Annotated in this window: 21 protein-coding genes; 5 read left to right on the top strand and 16 right to left on the bottom strand. The window is 42.0% G+C overall.

What is annotated here, in order from left to right; genetic code table 11:
* Window positions 1-5: 5 nt before the first annotated feature.
* The 5 genes from floT to KHA99_RS12665 all read right to left on the bottom strand — a co-directional run bounded on the left by floT (window position 6) and on the right by KHA99_RS12665 (window position 4,991).
* Window positions 6-1,523 (bottom strand): flotillin lipid rafts scaffold protein FloT, encoded by a 1,518-nt coding sequence (gene floT / locus KHA99_RS12685; RefSeq protein ID WP_213117799.1) that lies wholly within the window; start codon window positions 1,521-1,523, stop codon window positions 6-8.
* A 27-nt stretch (window positions 1,524-1,550) separates the two neighbouring features.
* Entirely contained in the window at window positions 1,551-2,093 is a 543-nt protein-coding gene (locus KHA99_RS12680; RefSeq protein WP_213117798.1) for an NfeD family protein, read from the bottom strand.
* A 380-nt stretch (window positions 2,094-2,473) separates the two neighbouring features.
* Window positions 2,474-3,208, bottom strand: coding sequence for an amino acid ABC transporter ATP-binding protein (locus KHA99_RS12675; protein ID WP_213117797.1), 735 nt, complete (start codon window positions 3,206-3,208; stop codon window positions 2,474-2,476).
* A 270-nt stretch (window positions 3,209-3,478) separates the two neighbouring features.
* Entirely contained in the window at window positions 3,479-4,174 is a 696-nt protein-coding gene (locus KHA99_RS12670) for an amino acid ABC transporter permease (protein WP_213117796.1), read from the bottom strand.
* On the bottom strand, window positions 4,161-4,991 hold the full coding sequence (locus KHA99_RS12665) for an amino acid ABC transporter substrate-binding protein (RefSeq protein WP_213117795.1): 831 nt from the start codon (window positions 4,989-4,991) through the stop codon (window positions 4,161-4,163). The genes KHA99_RS12670 and KHA99_RS12665 overlap by 14 nt, the downstream gene beginning before the upstream one ends.
* A gap of 651 nt (window positions 4,992-5,642) precedes the next feature.
* Between KHA99_RS12665 and spo0A the strand changes: the two genes are divergently transcribed.
* Window positions 5,643-6,416 (top strand): sporulation transcription factor Spo0A, encoded by a 774-nt coding sequence (spo0A, locus tag KHA99_RS12660; protein ID WP_213117794.1) that lies wholly within the window; start codon window positions 5,643-5,645, stop codon window positions 6,414-6,416.
* 46 nt (window positions 6,417-6,462) lie between these two features.
* Here spo0A and nadE read toward each other — a convergent pair whose 3' ends face one another.
* Window positions 6,463-7,284, bottom strand: a complete 822-nt coding sequence (nadE, locus tag KHA99_RS12655) for an NAD(+) synthase (RefSeq protein ID WP_213117793.1) — start codon at window positions 7,282-7,284, stop codon at window positions 6,463-6,465.
* 123 nt (window positions 7,285-7,407) lie between these two features.
* Between nadE and KHA99_RS12650 the strand changes: the two genes are divergently transcribed.
* A complete protein-coding gene (locus tag KHA99_RS12650; RefSeq protein WP_213117792.1) occupies window positions 7,408-7,920 on the top strand; it encodes an acyl-CoA thioesterase in 513 nt (170 codons plus the stop codon).
* A gap of 56 nt (window positions 7,921-7,976) precedes the next feature.
* Here the strand turns inward: KHA99_RS12650 and KHA99_RS12645 are convergent, their stop codons facing one another.
* Both KHA99_RS12645 and KHA99_RS12640 read right to left on the bottom strand, forming a co-directional pair.
* Window positions 7,977-8,978 (bottom strand): DUF3231 family protein, encoded by a 1,002-nt coding sequence (locus KHA99_RS12645; RefSeq protein ID WP_213117791.1) that lies wholly within the window; start codon window positions 8,976-8,978, stop codon window positions 7,977-7,979.
* A 158-nt stretch (window positions 8,979-9,136) separates the two neighbouring features.
* Window positions 9,137-10,108 (bottom strand): cation diffusion facilitator family transporter, encoded by a 972-nt coding sequence (locus tag KHA99_RS12640; RefSeq protein WP_213117790.1) that lies wholly within the window; start codon window positions 10,106-10,108, stop codon window positions 9,137-9,139.
* A gap of 123 nt (window positions 10,109-10,231) precedes the next feature.
* On the opposite strand from KHA99_RS12640, the gene KHA99_RS12635 reads away from it, so the two are divergent.
* The gene (locus tag KHA99_RS12635) at window positions 10,232-10,939 is read left to right on the top strand and encodes a DNA alkylation repair protein (RefSeq protein WP_213117789.1); all 708 of its coding nucleotides are present in this window, start codon (window positions 10,232-10,234) and stop codon (window positions 10,937-10,939) included.
* 21 nt (window positions 10,940-10,960) lie between these two features.
* Here the strand turns inward: KHA99_RS12635 and KHA99_RS12630 are convergent, their stop codons facing one another.
* From KHA99_RS12630 to KHA99_RS12615, 4 genes are all read right to left on the bottom strand, one after another.
* Window positions 10,961-11,398 (bottom strand): GtrA family protein, encoded by a 438-nt coding sequence (locus tag KHA99_RS12630; RefSeq protein WP_213117788.1) that lies wholly within the window; start codon window positions 11,396-11,398, stop codon window positions 10,961-10,963.
* A 114-nt stretch (window positions 11,399-11,512) separates the two neighbouring features.
* Entirely contained in the window at window positions 11,513-11,746 is a 234-nt protein-coding gene (locus KHA99_RS12625) for a ubiquitin-activating E1 family protein (RefSeq protein ID WP_213117787.1), read from the bottom strand.
* A gap of 86 nt (window positions 11,747-11,832) precedes the next feature.
* Complete coding sequence (locus tag KHA99_RS12620; RefSeq protein WP_213117786.1) at window positions 11,833-12,834, bottom strand: AI-2E family transporter; 1,002 nt, start codon at window positions 12,832-12,834, stop codon at window positions 11,833-11,835.
* 137 nt (window positions 12,835-12,971) lie between these two features.
* Entirely contained in the window at window positions 12,972-13,970 is a 999-nt protein-coding gene (locus tag KHA99_RS12615; protein WP_213117785.1) for a polysaccharide deacetylase family protein, read from the bottom strand.
* Window positions 13,971-14,285: 315 nt separating this feature from the next.
* Here KHA99_RS12615 and KHA99_RS12610 point away from each other — a divergent pair, with 315 nt between their 5' ends.
* Entirely contained in the window at window positions 14,286-14,507 is a 222-nt protein-coding gene (locus KHA99_RS12610) for a hypothetical protein (RefSeq protein WP_213117784.1), read from the top strand.
* A 69-nt stretch (window positions 14,508-14,576) separates the two neighbouring features.
* Entirely contained in the window at window positions 14,577-15,206 is a 630-nt protein-coding gene (locus tag KHA99_RS12605) for a DUF2085 domain-containing protein (RefSeq protein WP_213117783.1), read from the top strand.
* Here KHA99_RS12605 and KHA99_RS12600 read toward each other — a convergent pair whose 3' ends face one another.
* From KHA99_RS12600 to KHA99_RS12585, 4 genes are all read right to left on the bottom strand, one after another.
* Window positions 15,207-15,545: a helix-turn-helix domain-containing protein gene (locus KHA99_RS12600; protein ID WP_213117782.1), complete on the bottom strand. Its 339-nt coding sequence runs from the start codon at window positions 15,543-15,545 to the stop codon at window positions 15,207-15,209. It lies immediately after the preceding gene.
* Between the two features lie 63 nt (window positions 15,546-15,608).
* Window positions 15,609-16,538: a type II secretion system F family protein gene (locus KHA99_RS12595; protein WP_213117781.1), complete on the bottom strand. Its 930-nt coding sequence runs from the start codon at window positions 16,536-16,538 to the stop codon at window positions 15,609-15,611.
* A gap of 5 nt (window positions 16,539-16,543) precedes the next feature.
* On the bottom strand, window positions 16,544-17,503 hold the full coding sequence (locus tag KHA99_RS12590; RefSeq protein WP_213117780.1) for a type II secretion system F family protein: 960 nt from the start codon (window positions 17,501-17,503) through the stop codon (window positions 16,544-16,546).
* A gap of 2 nt (window positions 17,504-17,505) precedes the next feature.
* A complete protein-coding gene (locus tag KHA99_RS12585; RefSeq protein WP_213117779.1) occupies window positions 17,506-18,849 on the bottom strand; it encodes a TadA family conjugal transfer-associated ATPase in 1,344 nt (447 codons plus the stop codon).
* Between the last annotated feature and the right edge of the window lie 5 nt (window positions 18,850-18,854).

Raw genomic sequence — 18,854 nt, 5'->3', positions numbered from 1 at the left:
TTCCATTAGTCTTTCTTTTTGATTTCGTCCGTTAATTCCTCAATGCTTCTTTTCACATTGGATTTGCCGGAGTAGTTTTCAATCATCTCTTTAAGGTCCAAGCCGCTTGATGCCTTTAATGACTCCTGCAAGCTTGCCATCAGATTGGTAGCATAGCCGGTGATTTTATTGGCGCCGCCATTTGGGCCGGAACCGCCGCCTGTATCCACGACAGTAATTTTTTCAATATTGGACAGCGGGCTTGCCACCTGCTTTGCGTATTCCGGAAGCATTTTGATGATCATGTCGAGAATCGCAGCCTGGCCGAATTGTTCGAATGCTTCTGCAATCTTTTGCTTTGCTTCTGCTTCGGCAAGACCTTTCATGCGGATGATTTCAGCTTCAGAAAGCCCCTGTGCCCTTTGCGATTCCGCTTTAGCAAGACCGTCCAAACGCACGCGCTCAGCTTCCGCTTTCGCCATCGCTTCAATCCGGTATTTATTCGCTTCTGCATCAGCAATTTGCCGGGCTTTTTCTGCGGCAGCAGACTGTTCAATCGAATAGCGGTCGGCATCGGCTTTCTTTTTCACTTCAGAATCATATTGACGTTCACGACGAAGGATTTCTTTTTCCTCGAGTTCAATTTGCTTCTGTCTTTCAATGATTTTAACTTGCATTTCCTGTTCGGTTACGTCCTGCTTGGCCTTGGCACTTTCAAGGTCGTAAGCCATGTCGGCACGGGCCTTGGCGATGTCCTGCTCGCGGCGGAATTCCGCTGTTTTCAACTGATTGACTTTTTCAGCCTCGGCGATTTCTGTTGCCCGCTCCAGCTCTGAACGTTTCGCTTCCTTATCGGCCTCCGCCTTTTTAATGCGGGTTTCTTTATCAGCTTCGGCAGTGGCGATATCAGCGTCGCGTTTTACTTGGGCAATCCGCGGTTTACCAAGGGCATCGAGGTAGCCGTTTTTGTCACGAACGTCTTTAATCGTAAAGGAAACAATGATCAGACCCATTTTCGCAAGGTCCTGTGATGCGACACGCTGTACTTCCTGCGAGAATTTATCGCGGTTTTTATAGATTTCTTCAACTGTCATCGAGCCAAGAATGGAACGCAGATGACCCTCTAGAACCTCTTTTGCTTCATTTTCCCTTTCTTCCTTCGGCTTGCCAAGGAACTGTTCAGCAGCTGTTGCAATCTCAGTGATGGAGCCGCCGATCTTGATGATTGATACCCCATCTGCCATGACCGGCACGCCCTGCTCAGTGTAAACCTCCGGGGTTGTTACTTCTAGTTTGCTAGATAACAAGCTTAACGGTTCTGCTTGTTGAAAAACTGGTAAAATAAACGTACCGCCACCGCGAATGATCTTTATTTTGTTACCCGATTCGTCGAGGTGGACATTTTTGTTCCCTAGGAAACTACCGGTTACAATCAGTGCCTCATCCGGCCCGGCCGTCCGGTACTTGGTAATAAATACACCGATTAATGCGATTAAGATAAGTGCGACAATCCCAATAATTACCCAAATAAATCCAAATTCCATATTGTGTACCTCCTCTTTCTCTCTCTTTTATAAAAAGCTTTCAAGTTCCTGGTGTATGGTTACTTCAAGGACCCCATTTTTCACCTGAACAATAAGCACTTTCACACCGTTTGGTATGGATTCCCCTTCAAAGCTGGTGGCAGGCTTGGCAATCCGGCCGCTGGCATTCTCAATAATGACCTCGCCAAAGCCATCGGCAGGAATCGGCGTGATGACGGTACCAATCCGACCTCTTAAATCAGATTCTTTATAGACAAGTGATTCCTCCGCGGAGGATAGTGGGACGAGAACAAATACATTTAATAAAGTAACGACTATTAATGCGATAACAGCTGATATTCCTAGAATCAGTAGGTAATGAAGGGCCGTCAATCTTTCAAATAGGTAGCCGCTTGCAGATAGAACTGTGATGAAGGCAAAGACAAGGACTGGGTTGAGAAAGTGCAAGCCGCCGTCTCCAGTGTCAAAATGAAACACATCAGCAAACAACACATATAAAATAGTTAATACTCCAGAAATGATGAGACCGTACAAATAAATCGTGACTAATGGCAAGCCGAAAAGTTCCATGTGCATCATCCTTTTCCTTCATTAATGGGGAAAGTTTGTTTTCACTTGAGCATGGGGCATCGGTCCCTTCCCTATTGTCTATGTATAGTCAATAATACGGATGAAAAAGGGAAAAGTTTCACTTTTTGGGGATTATTTATGAAATTTTTCACAAAAATCTTTCGGGAGTTTTAAGAGACAGTTAAAATGGTTTATGCGACAGTACGAGCGGACTATACGACAGTAAGTCGGTCTAACGACAGTAAAACAGGGTTATCCGACAGTTAACCAAGTTTATACGACAATACGACCAGATTATCCGACAGTTAAACCAGGTTATACGACAGTAAACATGTTTATACGCCCACAACAAAAAGTGCCCCAGCCCACGGCTGAAGCACTTATTGAATCATATTCAAAAACTTCCTGGTTCGTTCCTCTTTAGGGTTGGTAAAGATTTCTTCTGGCTTATTACGCTCCACAACGACGCCGCCGTCCATGAAGATTACTTCGTCTGCCGCTTCACGGGCAAAACGCATTTCGTGGGTAACGACAATCATCGTCATCCCCTCTTGCGCAAGGTCCTTCATGACCCTTAACACCTCGCCGACTAGCTCAGGGTCGAGCGCTGATGTCGGCTCATCAAACAGCATTACCTCCGGCTCCATCGCCAATGCCCGGGCAATGCCGACCCGTTGCTGCTGACCGCCCGATAGCTGTGAAGGATAGTAGTCCATTTTATCACCGAGGCCAACTTTTTGAAGAAGGGCCGCCGCCTTCTCTCGCGCTTTTGATTTATCCATCCCCTTCACCACCACCGGCCCCTCCATAACATTTTCAAGAGCCGTTTTATGCGGGAAGAGATTATAGTTTTGAAACACCATTCCGGTCAAGCGGCGAAACAAGGCGATGCTTTTTTTCGGAACGTTTTTTGAAAAATCAAGACTGTGACCTTCAATGGAAATGATACCTTTTGTGGGAATCTCAAGCACGTTCAGGCAGCGAAGCATCGTCGTTTTCCCCGATCCGGACGGACCGATCACAACCACAACCTTCCCTTTTCCCACCTCAAGGTCTATTCCCTTTAATACCTCTAATTGATCGAATTGCTTGTGTAATCCTTTAATTGAAATCATTGGAATACTCCCTTTTTCATTCGGGTTTTTTCTAAAAAAGGTCATTAAAAATCGATTCGCTGATAGAATGGCTCGATTCGCCGATAGAACGGTGAAATTCGCTGATAGAACGGCCTAATTCGCCGATAGACATGTAAAATTCGCCGATAGGATCCTATCGAATGCTAAAAACAGTAAACGAAACCCTTTTTAAGTATGAAAATTTACCTATTTAAGTCCTTTTGTTATTGATTTTGTGAAAATTCCTTCATCTTTTGGCAAAACAATATTTCACACATACCGATCCAGCCGCTTTTCCATATATTGCTGGAGCACAGACAAGAAAAAGCAAATAACCCAATAAATGAGGGCTGCTTCGGTATAGACCAACAGAAACTCATAGTTCCGGGAGGCGATTTCCTGGGCGCGGCGGAACATTTCCGTTACAAGCACAAGTGATGCGAGTGAAGTATCCTTAACAAGACTAATAAATGAATTCGATAATGGCGGTACGGATACCCTCGCTGCCTGTGGCAAAATGATTCTTTTTAAAGCTTGCGCGTAGGTCATGCCAATAGAATAGCCTGCCTCCCACTGTCCTTTTGGGATCGAAAGAATCGCTGCGCGGATAATTTCCGATGCATATGCCCCAACGCTCAACGAAAAGCCGATGACAGCAGATATAAATGGATCAAGCGTAATCCCGACGTTCGGCAGCCCGTAAAAGATGATAAATAATTGCACTAACAGCGGCGTCCCGCGGATGGCGGACACATAAACTCCGGCAATCCCCCGCAATACTTTCCCCTGTGAAATTCGGGCAAGGGCTGTCAATACAGCTAAAATGATCCCGACAATAAACGAAATAATGGTTAAGGGAATGGTGTTCATAATTGCACCCTCCAGCATCGGCTGGAGGGAGGTTTTGGCGATATCCATTAACCGGGCCGTTCGTTCCGGGTCAGCGAAAATACTATTTAAGTACATCTACACCAAACCATTTCTCAGAAATTTTTTTGTAGGTGCCGTCATCGACCATGTCTTTTAAGGCCTTGTTCACGGCATCAACAAGCGTATCGCTTTTCTTACGGAACATAAAACCGCTTGATGACGCATCTTCACCTGTAGCCACAATTTTAATCGGTGCATCCGGCTTCTGCTTTGTATAATCCAAATAAGCGATTTTATCATTAATTGTTACATCGACGCGATTTTGTGCAAGCAGCTCTACTGCCTGCTGGAAGCCATCCACCCCCACAAGATTTGCGCCGTACTTTTTCGCCATATCGCCATAGTTGCTTGTCAATGATTGCGCGGAGTTTAATCCTTTGATATCTTCAAATGATTTAACCTTTGTATTGCTCTTGTTGGTAACTAGAACAGCAGCAGAAGTAATGTATGGATCTGAGAAATCGTATTTTTCCTGACGGTCAGGTCGGATTCCAACCTCGTTGGCAATCATGTCAAAACGCTTCGCGTCAAGGCCGGCAAACATGGCATCCCACTGGGTTTCCTTGAATTCTGCTTTTACCCCAATCCGTTTGGCAACCTCTTCAGAGAGTTCCACATCAAATCCCGTTAATTTCCCATTTGCATCATGGAAGGTGAACGGTGGGTATGTCCCTTCTGTTCCGATTAAAATTTTCCCGTCATCCTTAACCTTGGCTAATAAGTCGTTGGCCGTTTTCTCAGCCGTTTTATTGTCATTCTTTTTATTATTATCGGCCTTGTCATCCTTATTGCAGGCTGCCAATACAAGCATGAAACCTAACAGCAAGGCGAAAATAATGGATAGTTTTTTCATGATGGTTACCTCCTAAGTTTGAGTTATTCTTATCCCATAAAAGTGATGGGTTTATTTTGCCCTTTTATAAAAATTAAAAACCTATCAGAATGGTTCTGATAGGTTAAAATTTCTTATATAATGGCGTTCAGTTTGGAGAGAGGCTCCTGATATAGTCCAGTTATATACATGATTGTCCCCAGGGTGACGTCTTTATTATAATAGCTAACAGCAGAATAATGGCAATAGTTGAACAAAGAGCGAACGTTCGCAAAATCCCACAAAAAAAATGAGACTTATATCCCAAAATCTAAAGATAAAGGGTTTTACGCCTCCGTTTGATAAAACGGTATCTACCCCTTACCGCCTTTACAATTATTTAATTTTTATGAATATTTGGTAATTATTTTCAAAATAGACCATTTGTAGTATAAGTACTATCTTTTCATACTCTCTTTGAATTAGACATTAATACCGAAATTGAAAAGTACAGTCTAGTTCAATAGCCTTTTATTTTTACAATAAAGCTAAAAGTTCGACAGGAACAAACAAATACCATAGGGGTTTTATATAAATACTAAGTTTTTTGTTGGAAAATATTACTTGTCTCCCAACGAAATATATCGAAAAATACTTAGTAGTGGGATTTTTTTAGGAAGGAATTGGTTAAACATGATAAAAATTGGAATTATAGATGATAATTTTCAATTAACGGAAATACTTAATGAATACCTGTCAAAGCTAGTCGATATGAAGGTGGTCGGAATCGCCCATAATGGCATGGAGGGATTGGAGTTGATCAAACGAGAACATCCGGATGTGGTCGTTCTGGATTTAATCATGCCTCATACCGACGGATTTTCTTTACTCGAAAAGCTTTATGCCGATCATATTTCGACCAAAGTCTTAATGTTAACGGCCTTTGGAAAAGAGGATATCATTAAGAAAGCAAATGAGTTAGGGGTGTCCTATTTTCTGTTGAAGCCATTTGAGCTGTCGCAATTATCCGATACAATTCGAACGATTTGTTCAAATGAAAGTTATTCTATAAAAATCTCGAGAGAAACTAAGCCGTCAAACGAGAATAAGAGCGGCGAGAGCCTAGAAGTAAGAATCACCGATGTGCTCCGCTCGATGGGAATTCCAGCAAACCTAAAAGGGTATATTTTCTTACGGGAAGCCATCCAAATGGTGTTCCGCAATGTGGAATTATTAGGTGGAATTACAAAATTGATTTATCCGGCCATTGCCAAATTGTACAATACTACCCCAAGCCGTGTTGAAAGAGCCATCCGGCATTCGATTGAAGTGGGCTGGAACCGCGGCAGTATCGAGCATTTAAATCTGGTCTTCGGGAATACGGTAAGCCCATTAAAGGGAAAGCCGACGAATAGTGAATTTATCGCACTTATTGCTGATCATCTGCGGCTGCAGAAAGTGGGTTGATTTAAATGAGACTGCCATTTAAGCGGGCAGTCTCATTTTGGTGTTCTTACTTCCACCATTCATCAAACATACTGGCGGGAAGTCTCCGTTTATGTTCGGTCAAGATATAGCGCTGTTCGATTTTTTCCGCAACCTCCTCAGAAACCTGCTTGCCTTCGAGGTAATCGTCGAGTTCATCGTAGGTAATGCCTAACTCCGTTTCATCGGCCTGACCAGGCTTTTGATCGAGCAGATCGGCAGTGGGGATTTTTAAATAAAGGCGTTCGTCTGCACCAAGTTCTTTCAGAAGTGCCTTGCCCTGCCTTTTGGATAAGCCAGTCAGCGGCAGAACATCAGCCCCGCCGTCACCGTATTTTGTGTAAAAACCAGTGACCGCCTCGGCTGCATGGTCTGTCCCAATTACAAGCAGCCCTTCCATCCCGCCGACGGCATACTGGGCAATCATTCTTATTCTTGCTTTCACATTTCCTTTTTGATAGTCGCTTAGCGGCTGTGTTTGTGACGCTATGTTATATTCCTTTTGGACCTCATCGACCGCTCCTTTAATATTAAACACCATTTCCCGGTCAGCGCGGATAAAATCAAGCGCCCTCTTCGCGTCTTCCTCATCCTGCTGGACTCCATATGGCAGCCGGACTGCAATGAATAAGGCATCCGTCCCTTCGTTTCGCAGCTCTTCAACCGCTATCTGCGCCAGGCGTCCTGCCAGCGTGGAATCCTGCCCGCCGCTGATTCCAAGCACGTAGCCTTTTGCCTTCGTTTTTGTTAAATACATTTTTAAGAAATCGATTCTCTTCCGGACTTCTTCCTTCGGCTGTATGTTGGGAGAGACGTTTAACTCCTTCATAATTTGTGCCTGTATGCTCATTTATTTGAAACCTCCTGGAAAGTGCTATTATATTGTAATGTACCACAATCGCTGATTTTTCACTAAAAATTGAACGGAATTGGGGCAAAATAGAATTAGTTAAGCAAATGGAGGTTTTTATAAATGGAAGCTAAAACATGCAATGAGTCTCGAGTAGTCAGGACAAGTCGGGTGTTCCCGAACGATGTCAACAACCATAATACGTTGTTCGGCGGGAAGCTGATGAGCGATGCTGATATGCTCGCATCGATTTCGGCAACAAGACATTCACGAAGCGAATGTGTGACCGCTTCGACCGATTCTGTCGACTTCCTTCATCCGATTACACCGTTGGATTCGGTCTGCTTCGAATCGTTTGTCACTTGGACTGGTACGTCTTCAATGGAGGTTTTTGTGAAAATTATTGCCGAAAACCTGATTTCCGGCGATAGAAAAATTGCCGCCACTGCCTTTTTAACATTTGTGGCATTAGATGACGATGGCAAGCCAACTAAAGTCCCTGGTATCATCCCTGAGACAGAGGAAGAAAAAAAGTTATACGATACAGGGAAAGAAAGGGCCGAAAAACGAAAAGAACATCGAAGACACAGTAAAGAACTGGCCGGATACTTTACAACGCAAAAACCGTGGGAATAACCTGGAGTCTTTAATAGGTAAACAAATAGACTAGGTTCACCGCACACTGCTCGAACCTAGTCTATTTTCTGAAGGTCTCTTCTGCTAGGAGCATGAGGCGGCTTTTGGAACCAGCCGCGGTCCATCAAAAGTTCGACTCCCTTTGCAGAATAAATAAGAATTTCAGCGATATATTTTTGATAGTGGGCCACTAAATCAGATCTCAGCGATAACGATACCGCATGACCGAGCAGAGCGATATCAATGCCGTTTAAGGAATGAAATAGGGTAACAACCAACCGATCAGAAAATGGAGAGACGGTTGAATCCGTCACTTCAACATTGGTTGTAATAATGCCATACAGCTCTTCTTTCATTAAGATATCATTAAACGTTCTAATTTGTTGTTCTGAGATTTTTTTTCCTTCTTTAATAAAGCTATGAATTTCTTTATCCTTAACCACTTGAAGAAGTCCCATACAAAGCAATAACGAAAAATAATTTCGTTCAATATTAAAGAAAATCTCCATTATTTCAGCAACATTCAATGGCCTCTTTTTTCCAAAACCACTAATATAGGAAAGTTTGTCTTCATATTCCACCTTATCGGGATAAGGAACGTATGGCGGACGGTCGTAAATCCCCTTTGACAGCATTAACTCAGTGGCTTGCCTATAAAGTTCGGTTGATTTGTAGTTCATCGTGATAAAAAAATCCAAAACATCCTTCCTTGCAACATTAGCCGTCAAAAAACTCCCATTAATCATCAGTAGACGGGTTAAGGAATAAACGAAGCTGAGTCCGAACATATCATAAAATAAAGGCGGGGCCGCCAAATTCACATCTTTTTCTGAAAAACCATCAGGTATTGGAATGCTTTCTTTTTGAAAAATGTCAGTAATCTGTTGAAGGTGAGTTTCCGAATTCTGCAATGCCCTCTCAAGGATCGGCTTAATTTCCACATCCTGATTGTGATGCAGGAAATAGATGAGCAAACAGACCGTCATGTTTTCCTGTATGTACGTAGCCCATAATGCGGCAATTTCCGAACTTGACAATCTAATGCTGCGCTCAGACATACGTAAGCCTCCCTAAAAAGTACTCTAAGAATATATTCCCTGTAATTCATCCATTTTATACAAAGTGAAACATGGGGACCTTTCTTGTGCATCACTCAATATGATGCACCTTTAAAAAACACCATTATAAAGAACAAATCGCGAGGAAAAGAGACCTACTATACAGTAGGCCGTGGTCTATTTTCCCAATTCATAACTTCGTCTTCTTCATCAATTTCAATCTTGACATCGACTACGCCGTTTTCAGCCAGTATTTTTTCCGCTAAGCGGTCTCTAATATCATCCGCCTCAGCAACTGTAAGCTGCGGGTCGACTTCGATTTCCAATTCAACATGAAGGTCTTCCCCTTCCTTAATAACAGTAATTCCTTGAATATCCTTGACATCCGGGTCTGCGATAACAAGCGAACCAATTTTGTTCTCCATTTCTTCATCGGCTTGGCCAATTACCCCTGCAGCATTGTCTAAAAAGACCCTGCCGACCACAAAAAACATCATGGCTCCAATCAAAATAGAGGCCAATCCTTCGAGCCAATGGATGTTGGAAAAATGAGCAATAACTACAGCGAGAATGGCCAGTAAACCGCCCATGGTTGCTACAAGATCTTCCATAAACACCAGCTTCGTCGCTGGCTTGGCCCTGCCCAGATTCGCAAAGCTTTTAGCAAATACCCCTGGACCGCTAGCTTCCATGCCGATTTCATGAAGGACCTCTTTCATGGCTTTAAAAAGAACAAATGTCTCAAGGATAGTGGCAACCCCTAAAACAATGATATTGATGATAAAACCGCCGGATGCCGTGGGATGAACCATGTGGTGATAGCCTTCTTTAATGGTTTCAAACGCCATAATCCCGACAATCAACACCGCGCCAAGTAAAACTAGATTAACAAGCCGGCCAAATCCGTTTGGAAATTTTTCAGTCGGGGCTTTTTTACTTAAAGCCGAACCGATAAACACAAAAAACTGGTTTGCAGCATCCCCTAAACTATGCATGGTTTCCGCAAACATCGCTACATTTCCGGTAAACATATAAGCCACACCTTTGATAATGGCAATGACGGTATTCACAATCGCAGCCAGCATCGCTGATTTATTTCCACGCTTTAATAATTTAAATAGTTCTCCCATCCGAATCCTCTTTTCTCTTAAGATTGGCTAATCTTAATATTTTCTAAAAAGGTTTATTGAATGCGATAACAGAAAAATTTCCATAATGATGGTAATATAGGAGAAAAGGGTGGAGGGCAGAAAATGAATTTAGAAGAGATAATGCAGACTCTCGAGGAACTTGGTTCTGAACAAACGAAGAAGACATTTATCAATCATGGGGCACGCGGGCTTTTATTTGGAGTAAAAGTCGGCGATTTAAAAAAGCTCGTCAAACATGTGAAAAAGGATCAGGAATTGGCGCTTGCTTTATACGAAACCGGAAATAGTGATGCAATGTACCTGGCTGGTTTATCAGTTAAACCAAAATTAATGTCGAAGGAAACACTCCAGCTTTGGGTGCAGAAAGCTGATTGGTACATGCTTGCCGAATACACGGTTGCCGGAGTTGCTGCAGAAAGCCCGTTTCCACTTGAACTTGCCCGGGAATGGATGAAATCGGATGAGGAAATGATTGCAGTGGCTGGATGGAGTACATATTCGAACTATCTCTCGATAACTCCTGACGAATTGCTGGATCTTGGGGAGATTCGGAGCCTGCTGCATCAGGTTGAGTCTACAGTCCATCAGGAGAAAAACCGCGTCCGCTATGTGATGAATGGGTTTGTTATTAGTGTGGGTGCCTATGTGACTGAACTGAATGAAGAAGCCAAAAGTGTGGCAGAGAAAATTGGTAAAGTTCACGTTGATGTCGGCAGGACAGCTTGTAAGGTGCCATTAGCAACTGATTACATTAAAAAAATTGAAAATCTCAATAGAATTGGCGTAAAGAGGAAGACGTGCATTTGTTAATTTGAAAGGACCCCTTATGTATCAACATTGGGGTCCGTTTTTTATAATTCTTCGTTTTTCTGCATCTTTAAAAACAAAATGCTTCTGACCTAAATAATTCATAATAGTATAAATTCCAGTCCCTAATAAAACCGCTAAATCCTTTGCAAACTCCTTCGGAAACAAAGGCAATTTTTCTAAAAACCAATTAGCCAATTTCAATCCTAAAGAGTAAGAAACAAAATAACAAATACCAATCACAATAGCAAACCGGACAAGGCTGCCGCCAATCGCAGCCTCGTTTTTAAAAGTAAAATTTCTGTTTAATATAAAACTGATCCCTGCCCCTACGATATTGCCAAACAACGTGGACCACCAGTAGGACAAACGGAACCCGTTCAGCAGTACATACATGGCGGTTAAACCTACTATCGTATTGATGACTCCAACAATTAAAAAACGAATAAAGGAGTACTTCATTAATGAACCTCCGTATAATACTGTTCAATTGTTTCTAAAATGCCCTAGAATCGCCAACATTAAACCACGAAAACGCCCCCCCAAGTTTAATACAAGGGAGGCTGCTACTTCATTTTATAAATTTCTCAACACCATATTCAAACGGTTTGTCCGCTCACTCTTTTCTTCCTCGGATGCCAAATCAAATTTTTTCAATAAATGAAACACTTCATTCAAAATGTCCTGGGTGTGGTCTTTTTCGAAAAACTGCTCAAACAATGGATTCATTTCCTCCGGTAAAAAGGCCGACTGCGATTCATATTTCTTTTTCACATCATCGTGCGAATGATCTAATTTGCATTCACTCATAAGATTCCCTCCCATGTCTAATTAACATTAGAATACCATTTTTCTAGCAAAACAAAAAAGCCCCCGAGTTAAGGGCTTTTCGCAAATTAAGGTTTCTTGGTTTCGGTAACTTCCAAAACATCAAGGAGGAAGACAAATACCGGAATCCCGATAATTAACCCCCAAACTCCGAAGAAGTGCTCAGAGAAAATCAACACAATGAAGGTATAGAAAACCGGTAAATTCGTTTTCGAGCTCATTAAATTTGGGTTCAAAATATAGGCCTCGATGCCATGGATGATGGCGATGGCAATCCCGACATAAAGGACCTTCATCAGCCCACCGATACTATAGGCGATGATGGTTAGCGGAATCAAAGAAATAATTACCCCTGCAACCGGAATCAAGCCGAGCAGGAAAATCATGATGGACAAGCCGCCGAGCTGCGGGAAGTCCAGCAGCCAAAGAGAGATGGTTGTTAAAATACAGTTTACAACAGCAATAATTAATTGCGCTTCGATTACTTTACCAAACGTCCGGACAAACTTCTGCGCAAAGAATTCAATTTCAACATAAATCGAGGCAACCTTACTCGTCTTAAATTTCCCGGTAAATTCAATCAGCCTTGGTTTTTCTAACAGGAAAAATAAACTTAAAAGAAGCGCCAGCAAAACCTGCAGACTTATTTTACTGATATCCGTAAAATACTTGAATAGGTAAGTAACGCCCTGTTCTAGGTAGCTGGAAATTTTCACTTCATTCATTTGGCTGACGATATAATTCAGGACCACATTATCATGCTGGGAGGTATAAAATGCCGTCAGCTGCCTAATTAAGGCGGTGATTTCCCCCGCTATCATTGGCAGGTACATGACCAAACCATAGGTAAGCAAACCAACAATGGTGGCATACGAAATAACCACCAGCAGCTTTCTATTTAGCGGGATTTTGTCTTCAATGAATTGAACGAGCCGATCCATTAAAAACGCAAAAATGAAAGTCAGCAATATTAAATTAATAATTGACTTCATCGCGTATAAAGCCAATGCAATCACAATAAAAATTAAGATTCTCTTGAAGCCTCTGCTTTGGTAAAGTTTATTCATCATCAGTAATTATCGAACCCCATTTTGTTTACTATAACCTTCACAATTATTGTGAAATTTACAAATTTATTATATCAAATTTGTTCCTATTTTTCCGAATATAAAGTTGGATTAAATGTGAACACCGTCCGTATAGCTATTTAAAATTGAACCGGTATCAACGAACTGTCAATCGCTTTACTTTCAAACCCCTGCTGGGTTAAATAATCGAGCAGCCGTGGTAAATGGGCGAGCGTTTCTTTTTTCTCATGTAGCAGAATCACAAGCGGACCATTATAACTGGCCTTGGCTTTAATTTGCGAGATGACGTTGTCGACGTATCGTGCATCTTTATAATACCAATCCTTGCTGTCAATATTCCAATCCCACATGAAATAGCCGTTATCCTTCACCGCTTGTTTATATTCAGGAGTCATATAAGGTGAACTCCCGTATGGTGTTCTTGCCAGAAAAGAATCTACTCCTGTAATTTCCCTTAATGTATTTCGATTCTGGGTTAATTCCCCCAATACAGAATTGGCTGAAGCGTAGAACACTTCTTTCCGGTGCGAGACGCTATGCAGTCCCACCGCTTCCCCTGTCTGTACCATTAATTTTGCCGCATCCTGATATTTGCGGATGTTCCCATCAATCATAAAAAAGGTTGCTTTGTAGTGGTGCTGTTCTAAGAGTGCAATGATGTCACCCGATATGGCCGACGGCCCATCATCAAATGTTAAATAAATCGTTCTTTTTCCAGATGGCTGAGCAGGCGGCTGGGCTGCTGTCGGCTGTTGCGGATTCGTGTTGGGTTCTGTTGTAGTTTCAGGAGCAGGTGTATTAGCTGGTGGTTGGACTGAAGCCGGATTAGATGGTCGATTTTCCTGGTCCTTCCTTTTCTCTAGTTCATTTCTAGACGCCATGGCTTGTTCCGTGCGTTTTTTTATCATTTCTTTTTCCTGCTCGTGATCAAGGGCCCCTTTTCCCTTCATCGCAGCATTTGCCTTTTTTATAGACTCGTTGTTTTCCTGATTGGCAGATTCTCCTGCCGCGTTTGCCTGAAAATAGTTTACGGCAAACATTCCAATGGCCAGTAACCCAATCATAGTAAGAAGGAATACAGCCCCCCTCACCTGTCTTCTCCTCTTCAGTTTCCCCATTGTTCATCCCTCTTTGAAGGTATTTATTTTTCATCCACCATTATAGACGATTTCTTCTCTCGATTGTTACAAATCTATTAAAAATATTACAATTCTTTTAAAAGGCTGGCAGATTAATAGTTTTTTAGACAAGTACCAACAAAAATCTCCACTTCCCATTTTAACCCAAAAACACTGCAAACGGGTGGAAAATTACTCAGGAATTTCCAAAAAGTACAGGCAAATTCCATTTCCCTATGTCATACATATCATAGTGTGAGGATTTTCCAGTCCCAAGAGGAAATCCGCAAGTTTTCGTCATTTGGAGGTGATCTCGTGTCGGGTGGATTAAAAGCACTGCTTTACATTTTATCGTTTTTCATACCCATTATTGGAATTATATTAGGGATTATCTGGATGAATGACCAGGACATGGAGAAAAAGGCTATTGGGAAAACTTGTTTAATTATCGGCATCGTCTCAATTGTGTTAAGCTGCATCTGCTGGTTCGCGTTGTCGGCGTTGTCACTGTCTCCGGCGTTTATGACGGGGTATTAGGATAGAATGGATTCTAAAATAAAGAACCCAACTCCAGAAGGTTGGGTTCTTTTGATGAAGGAGATGTGTATGCTGCATGAGATACTGCATTTTCTCGGAGGGGCGATTTGCCACCAAATAGAGGAACGCTCACTCCATGCCTCTGGGAAGGCCTTGTCAGTCTGTGCCCGAGACACAGGGATTTACATTGGTATCTTTTCATCGCTTATCTACTTACATTTAGTGAAACGAAAAACCAGCATCACCATTTCGTCAATAAAAGTAAGCTTTTTTCTTCTTTTATTTATGCTTCCTTTAATAATTGACGGTGTAGGCTCATATGCGCACTTATTTGAAAGTACGAATGCACGGAGGCTAGTGACCGGGATATGCTTTGGATTAGTACTTCCGTACTTTCTTTATCCGTTACTTTCGGCAAAAGCGCTTGAACCATCCAGCCAGCCAATTATAAATCAACGGAAGGATGTACTTATTCCCCTGTTTCTAAGTGTTGGCCTTGGAAGTTTGGTCTATTGGGGAAGACTTCCATATTATTTGCTTGATGGCTACATCATTTTGATGATCGTCATATGGTTTAGCTTATGCTCCTCATTCCTATTCTCACGGCTTCGTGTAAAACCGCTAAAATGGGTAATATCTATATTGAGCAGTTTTGCGTTTCTTTCTATTCTTTCTCTATTGCATCAATTGGTCATTTAATTACTCGTCTGCATTTATGGCAGCAATCAATGCTTTGATTTGTTTTAATTTCTGAGGACTCAATTGGTCCTCAGACAATTCGATTTCGACCTTTAACACACTCTTAACTGATTTTTTTCTATTATTCGATATGATACTATCTTCTTTATTTTTCACTAAGTGTTCAACATCAACCTCTAAAGCTTTTGAAATTTTTTCTAGTATTTCTAAACTAGGGTTTGTTTGAATATCACGTTCGATTAAGCTTAAATAGGACTTCGAAATACCTGTTAGTTGACCAAGCTTTGTGATTGAGTACCCTTTTTCTTTCCGGAGCCTCTGAAGTTTTTTTCCATCCATCGTACCTCTCCCTTTTGTTAACACCTTCCAATACAAAAATATCTTATACTATCTATCGTACTCTTAACCTCCAAATCCCTTAGTAATCAATGTAATAACTAAAGGACCTAATATTACTATAAAAAGTGAAGGAAAAATGAAAAATACCATTGGGAACAGCATTTTTACGGGAGCCTTCATCGCCTGCTCACGAGCCGCCTCACGCCGCTGCTCACGAACCCTTATTGTTAAATTCCCTAACACCTTAGCCATCCCGATTCCAAGCTGATCGGCTTGAATAAGCGAAGTAATCAAACTTTGAAAGGAGTGTGAAGGAACTCGCCTCCTAAGCTCATAAAATGATTCCCTTCTTGATTTGCCTAGTTTCATATCCTCGAGCGTAAGCAGGAATTCATCTGCTAATGGACCTTTGATATTAAGTGAAACCTCTTTTAATGCCAAATCAAGCCCCATCCCTGCTTCAAGCAGCAGATTAACAGTATCAAAGAAATCCGGCATTGCTTTGTTAATCGCCTTGATTCTTGCTGTTTTCTTTTTTCCAAGATAAAAAATGGGCAGTCGGAACCCCAATAATGCCACGACAGCGACCATGACCCAGGCTAACGTTTTATTCTCAGCTATCGGCATAAAAAACATGAAAACAACAAGCCCCATTACAGCACTAAGGAGTATCTGGAATAGCCTGAAATCGATAGGTGACTTAAATGGATATCCCGCATCTCTTAGTAAGGAATTAAGCCTTCTTCTTTCCTCTTTTGAAACCTTTTTGTTCAAAACATCGGTTCCTTTTTCCCAATATTGACTAAAGAAATGTTTAACATCCTTCTCTTGTTTTTCCGGGATTCGCTCATCACTTTTTATTGCCACGCTGCCAAAATACGTATTAACACGCTCATTAAAGGCAATTTTCCTTTTATAGATCGTTAATAATATGGCAGCAAACAAAGTCGTAACAAACCCGGTTACTAAAAAAATTAACAACAAATCTCCCATCTTTATTACACCTCAATTTGGATGATTTTCCTGATAAAAACCCAGCCAATGATATTTCCGGCTGCCCCAACAAATATCATCATCCAGCCTAGTGGGTGCTGCAGCATCGGCGCAAAATATTCCCAGTTTACCAAAGATAAATAGGCAGCAAGTGCTACTGGGAGAAGAGTAATAATCCACGATGACATCCTTCCCTGTGCTGTCAACGTCCGGAGCTCCTCTAAAATCCTGACCCTGCCCCTAATCGTTTCTTCCATGGTTTCCAGAAGTTCGGCCAAATTCCCCCCGCTTCTCCTTTGTGCGAGGATTGCCCTAACAACAACCTCTAATTCATTATTCGGCAGACGCTCCACCATTTCTTCGAAAATATCCTCCATCGGCATGCCTAGGCCTGCCTGGCGGAATGCACGGTCAAATTCCGGACCAAGCGGATCTGGGACTTCCTTGCCGACTAGCTGCATGGCCTGCATGAAGCTAAAGCCTGCCCTCATAGAGTTTGCCATCATCCCTAATACCTCAATTAACTGATAATTAATTTGTGCTAACCGTTTCTTTCTTTTTTGCTTCATGAAAGTTTTAGGGACGATAAAACCAATAACAAAAGCCGCTATCCACAGGTACCAGGGAAGCCCTAGGAGAAGCGTCAAGAGGACGAGTCCAGCTGCAGTAATAAGCCTAAACGCCAAAAACTCTTCCGGTTTAAAGCTGCTTCCAGCTTCATTCAATAATTTTATTGTATTGCTACTAAACTCCATATTTTTGAAAATATCCGCAATCCTGGAAAAAAATCGCTTAATAATCGAAGGCTGTTTCTCTTCTTCGCTTTCCTCAGTTGTCTGTGATGATTGCAAAAAGGTTTTCATGCGGTTATCGAGCCTTTTTCTCGCAGTAAAGCTTCTTAAAAACAAATAAAATCCAATGGTTACGCCAATACAGATTAGAATCAGTTGGAGCGCTGTATCCATTTCTACCAACCTCCATAAAACCATGTTGCTGGTAAAGAATAGCCATTCATCTCAAGCTGTTCGGTAAACCTCGGGCGGATGCCGGTGCTGACAAAATTGCCGATAATCTTGCCATCTTCGGTATAGCCTTGTTCCTTAAAAACAAATAGATCCTGAAGAACAATGGTATCCCCTTCCAAGTTTAAAACTTCGGTAATATGAGTGATTTTTCTTGTTCCATCCTTCATTCTGGCTTGATGAACAATTAAATCAATCGCATTCGCAATTTGTTCCCGGATAGCCTTTACCGGCAGTTCATAGCCTGCCATTAACACCATCGTTTCAATCCGGGATAGGATATCGCGCGGTGAGTTGGCGTGACCTGTACTTAGTCCCCCGTCATGGCCTGTGTTCATCGCCTGTAGCATATCCAGCGCTTCGGCACCGCGAACCTCACCGACGACAATACGATCTGGCCGCATCCTTAGGGCGTTTCTTACCAAATCCCTGATGGTGATTTCACCTTTTCCTTCGATATTCGGCGGCCTTGATTCCAATCCCACAATATGCTCCTGATTAAGCTTCAGTTCAGCCGCATCCTCGATGGTGACAATCCGCTCTTTATTCGGAATGAAGGAGGATAACACATTTAATGTCGAGGTTTTCCCTGAACCAGTACCACCGCTAATAAAGACATTAAGTCTTGATTTCACGCAGATTTCAAGAAACTCCGCCATCGTTTGATCAAGAGTTCCAAATCCTATCAAATCCTTTATCGTAAAGGGAGTTTCTGAGAACTTACGAATCGTTAAACTTGGGCCCTTTAATGCTAGTGGAGGAATGATTGCATTAACACGAGAACCATCGGGCAGGCGGGCATCTACCATAGGGGAGCTTTCATCGATACGGCGTCCAATCGGTGAGACAATTCTTTCAATAACCCGCATCACATGCTGATTATCCACAAAATGAATATGGCTCTTGGAAATTTTCCCTTCCTGCTCGTAATAAACCTCATCAAAATGATTAACCATTACCTCCGAAATTAACGGATTTTGCAAAAGTGAAGTAATGGGACCATAGGCAAGAAGCTCATTTGTTACATAATCAATGATTTCCTGTTTTTCTTCAAAGGTAAGCCGGGTGCCTTCCTGTTCAAAGAACGCATCTGCCAATTCCACGATTTTACGTTTTTCCTTTTCCTTATCTTGCCCTGGGTATTTTTTTAACTCCTCCAGAAGATAATTATGGAGGCTGGTTTCAATTTCCCAGAATTCCTGCGACTTTCTTGCTTCAGTTAAAACGGGAGCATCCTTTTTCGGGGCACTCCCCTGGACCTCTTCTAAATACCGTTTAAATAATGACATTTACT

Source organism: Neobacillus rhizophilus (genome assembly GCF_018343535.1).
GTDB lineage: Bacteria > Bacillota > Bacilli > Bacillales > Cytobacillaceae > Neobacillus > Neobacillus rhizophilus.
This window is presented reverse-complemented; position numbering and strand designations above follow the sequence as displayed.

Coding starts and splice junctions, on each gene's coding strand:
- KHA99_RS12605 (WP_213117783.1), top strand. CDS start 14,577: ATGCTGCATGAGATACTGCATTTTCTCGGAGGGGCGATTTGCCACCAA.
- KHA99_RS12675 (WP_213117797.1), bottom strand. CDS start 3,208: ATGATTTCAATTAAAGGATTACACAAGCAATTCGATCAATTAGAGGTA.
- spo0A (WP_213117794.1), top strand. CDS start 5,643: ATGATAAAAATTGGAATTATAGATGATAATTTTCAATTAACGGAAATA.
- KHA99_RS12645 (WP_213117791.1), bottom strand. CDS start 8,978: ATGTCTGAGCGCAGCATTAGATTGTCAAGTTCGGAAATTGCCGCATTA.
- KHA99_RS12595 (WP_213117781.1), bottom strand. CDS start 16,538: ATGGGAGATTTGTTGTTAATTTTTTTAGTAACCGGGTTTGTTACGACT.
- KHA99_RS12650 (WP_213117792.1), top strand. CDS start 7,408: ATGGAAGCTAAAACATGCAATGAGTCTCGAGTAGTCAGGACAAGTCGG.
- KHA99_RS12620 (WP_213117786.1), bottom strand. CDS start 12,834: ATGATGAATAAACTTTACCAAAGCAGAGGCTTCAAGAGAATCTTAATT.
- KHA99_RS12665 (WP_213117795.1), bottom strand. CDS start 4,991: ATGAAAAAACTATCCATTATTTTCGCCTTGCTGTTAGGTTTCATGCTT.
- floT (WP_213117799.1), bottom strand. CDS start 1,523: ATGGAATTTGGATTTATTTGGGTAATTATTGGGATTGTCGCACTTATC.
- KHA99_RS12670 (WP_213117796.1), bottom strand. CDS start 4,174: ATGTACTTAAATAGTATTTTCGCTGACCCGGAACGAACGGCCCGGTTA.
- KHA99_RS12635 (WP_213117789.1), top strand. CDS start 10,232: ATGAATTTAGAAGAGATAATGCAGACTCTCGAGGAACTTGGTTCTGAA.
- KHA99_RS12600 (WP_213117782.1), bottom strand. CDS start 15,545: ATGGATGGAAAAAAACTTCAGAGGCTCCGGAAAGAAAAAGGGTACTCA.
- KHA99_RS12640 (WP_213117790.1), bottom strand. CDS start 10,108: ATGGGAGAACTATTTAAATTATTAAAGCGTGGAAATAAATCAGCGATG.
- KHA99_RS12590 (WP_213117780.1), bottom strand. CDS start 17,503: ATGGATACAGCGCTCCAACTGATTCTAATCTGTATTGGCGTAACCATT.
- KHA99_RS12680 (WP_213117798.1), bottom strand. CDS start 2,093: ATGGAACTTTTCGGCTTGCCATTAGTCACGATTTATTTGTACGGTCTC.
- KHA99_RS12615 (WP_213117785.1), bottom strand. CDS start 13,970: ATGGGGAAACTGAAGAGGAGAAGACAGGTGAGGGGGGCTGTATTCCTT.
- KHA99_RS12625 (WP_213117787.1), bottom strand. CDS start 11,746: ATGAGTGAATGCAAATTAGATCATTCGCACGATGATGTGAAAAAGAAA.
- KHA99_RS12585 (WP_213117779.1), bottom strand. CDS start 18,849: ATGTCATTATTTAAACGGTATTTAGAAGAGGTCCAGGGGAGTGCCCCG.
- KHA99_RS12630 (WP_213117788.1), bottom strand. CDS start 11,398: ATGAAGTACTCCTTTATTCGTTTTTTAATTGTTGGAGTCATCAATACG.
- nadE (WP_213117793.1), bottom strand. CDS start 7,284: ATGAGCATACAGGCACAAATTATGAAGGAGTTAAACGTCTCTCCCAAC.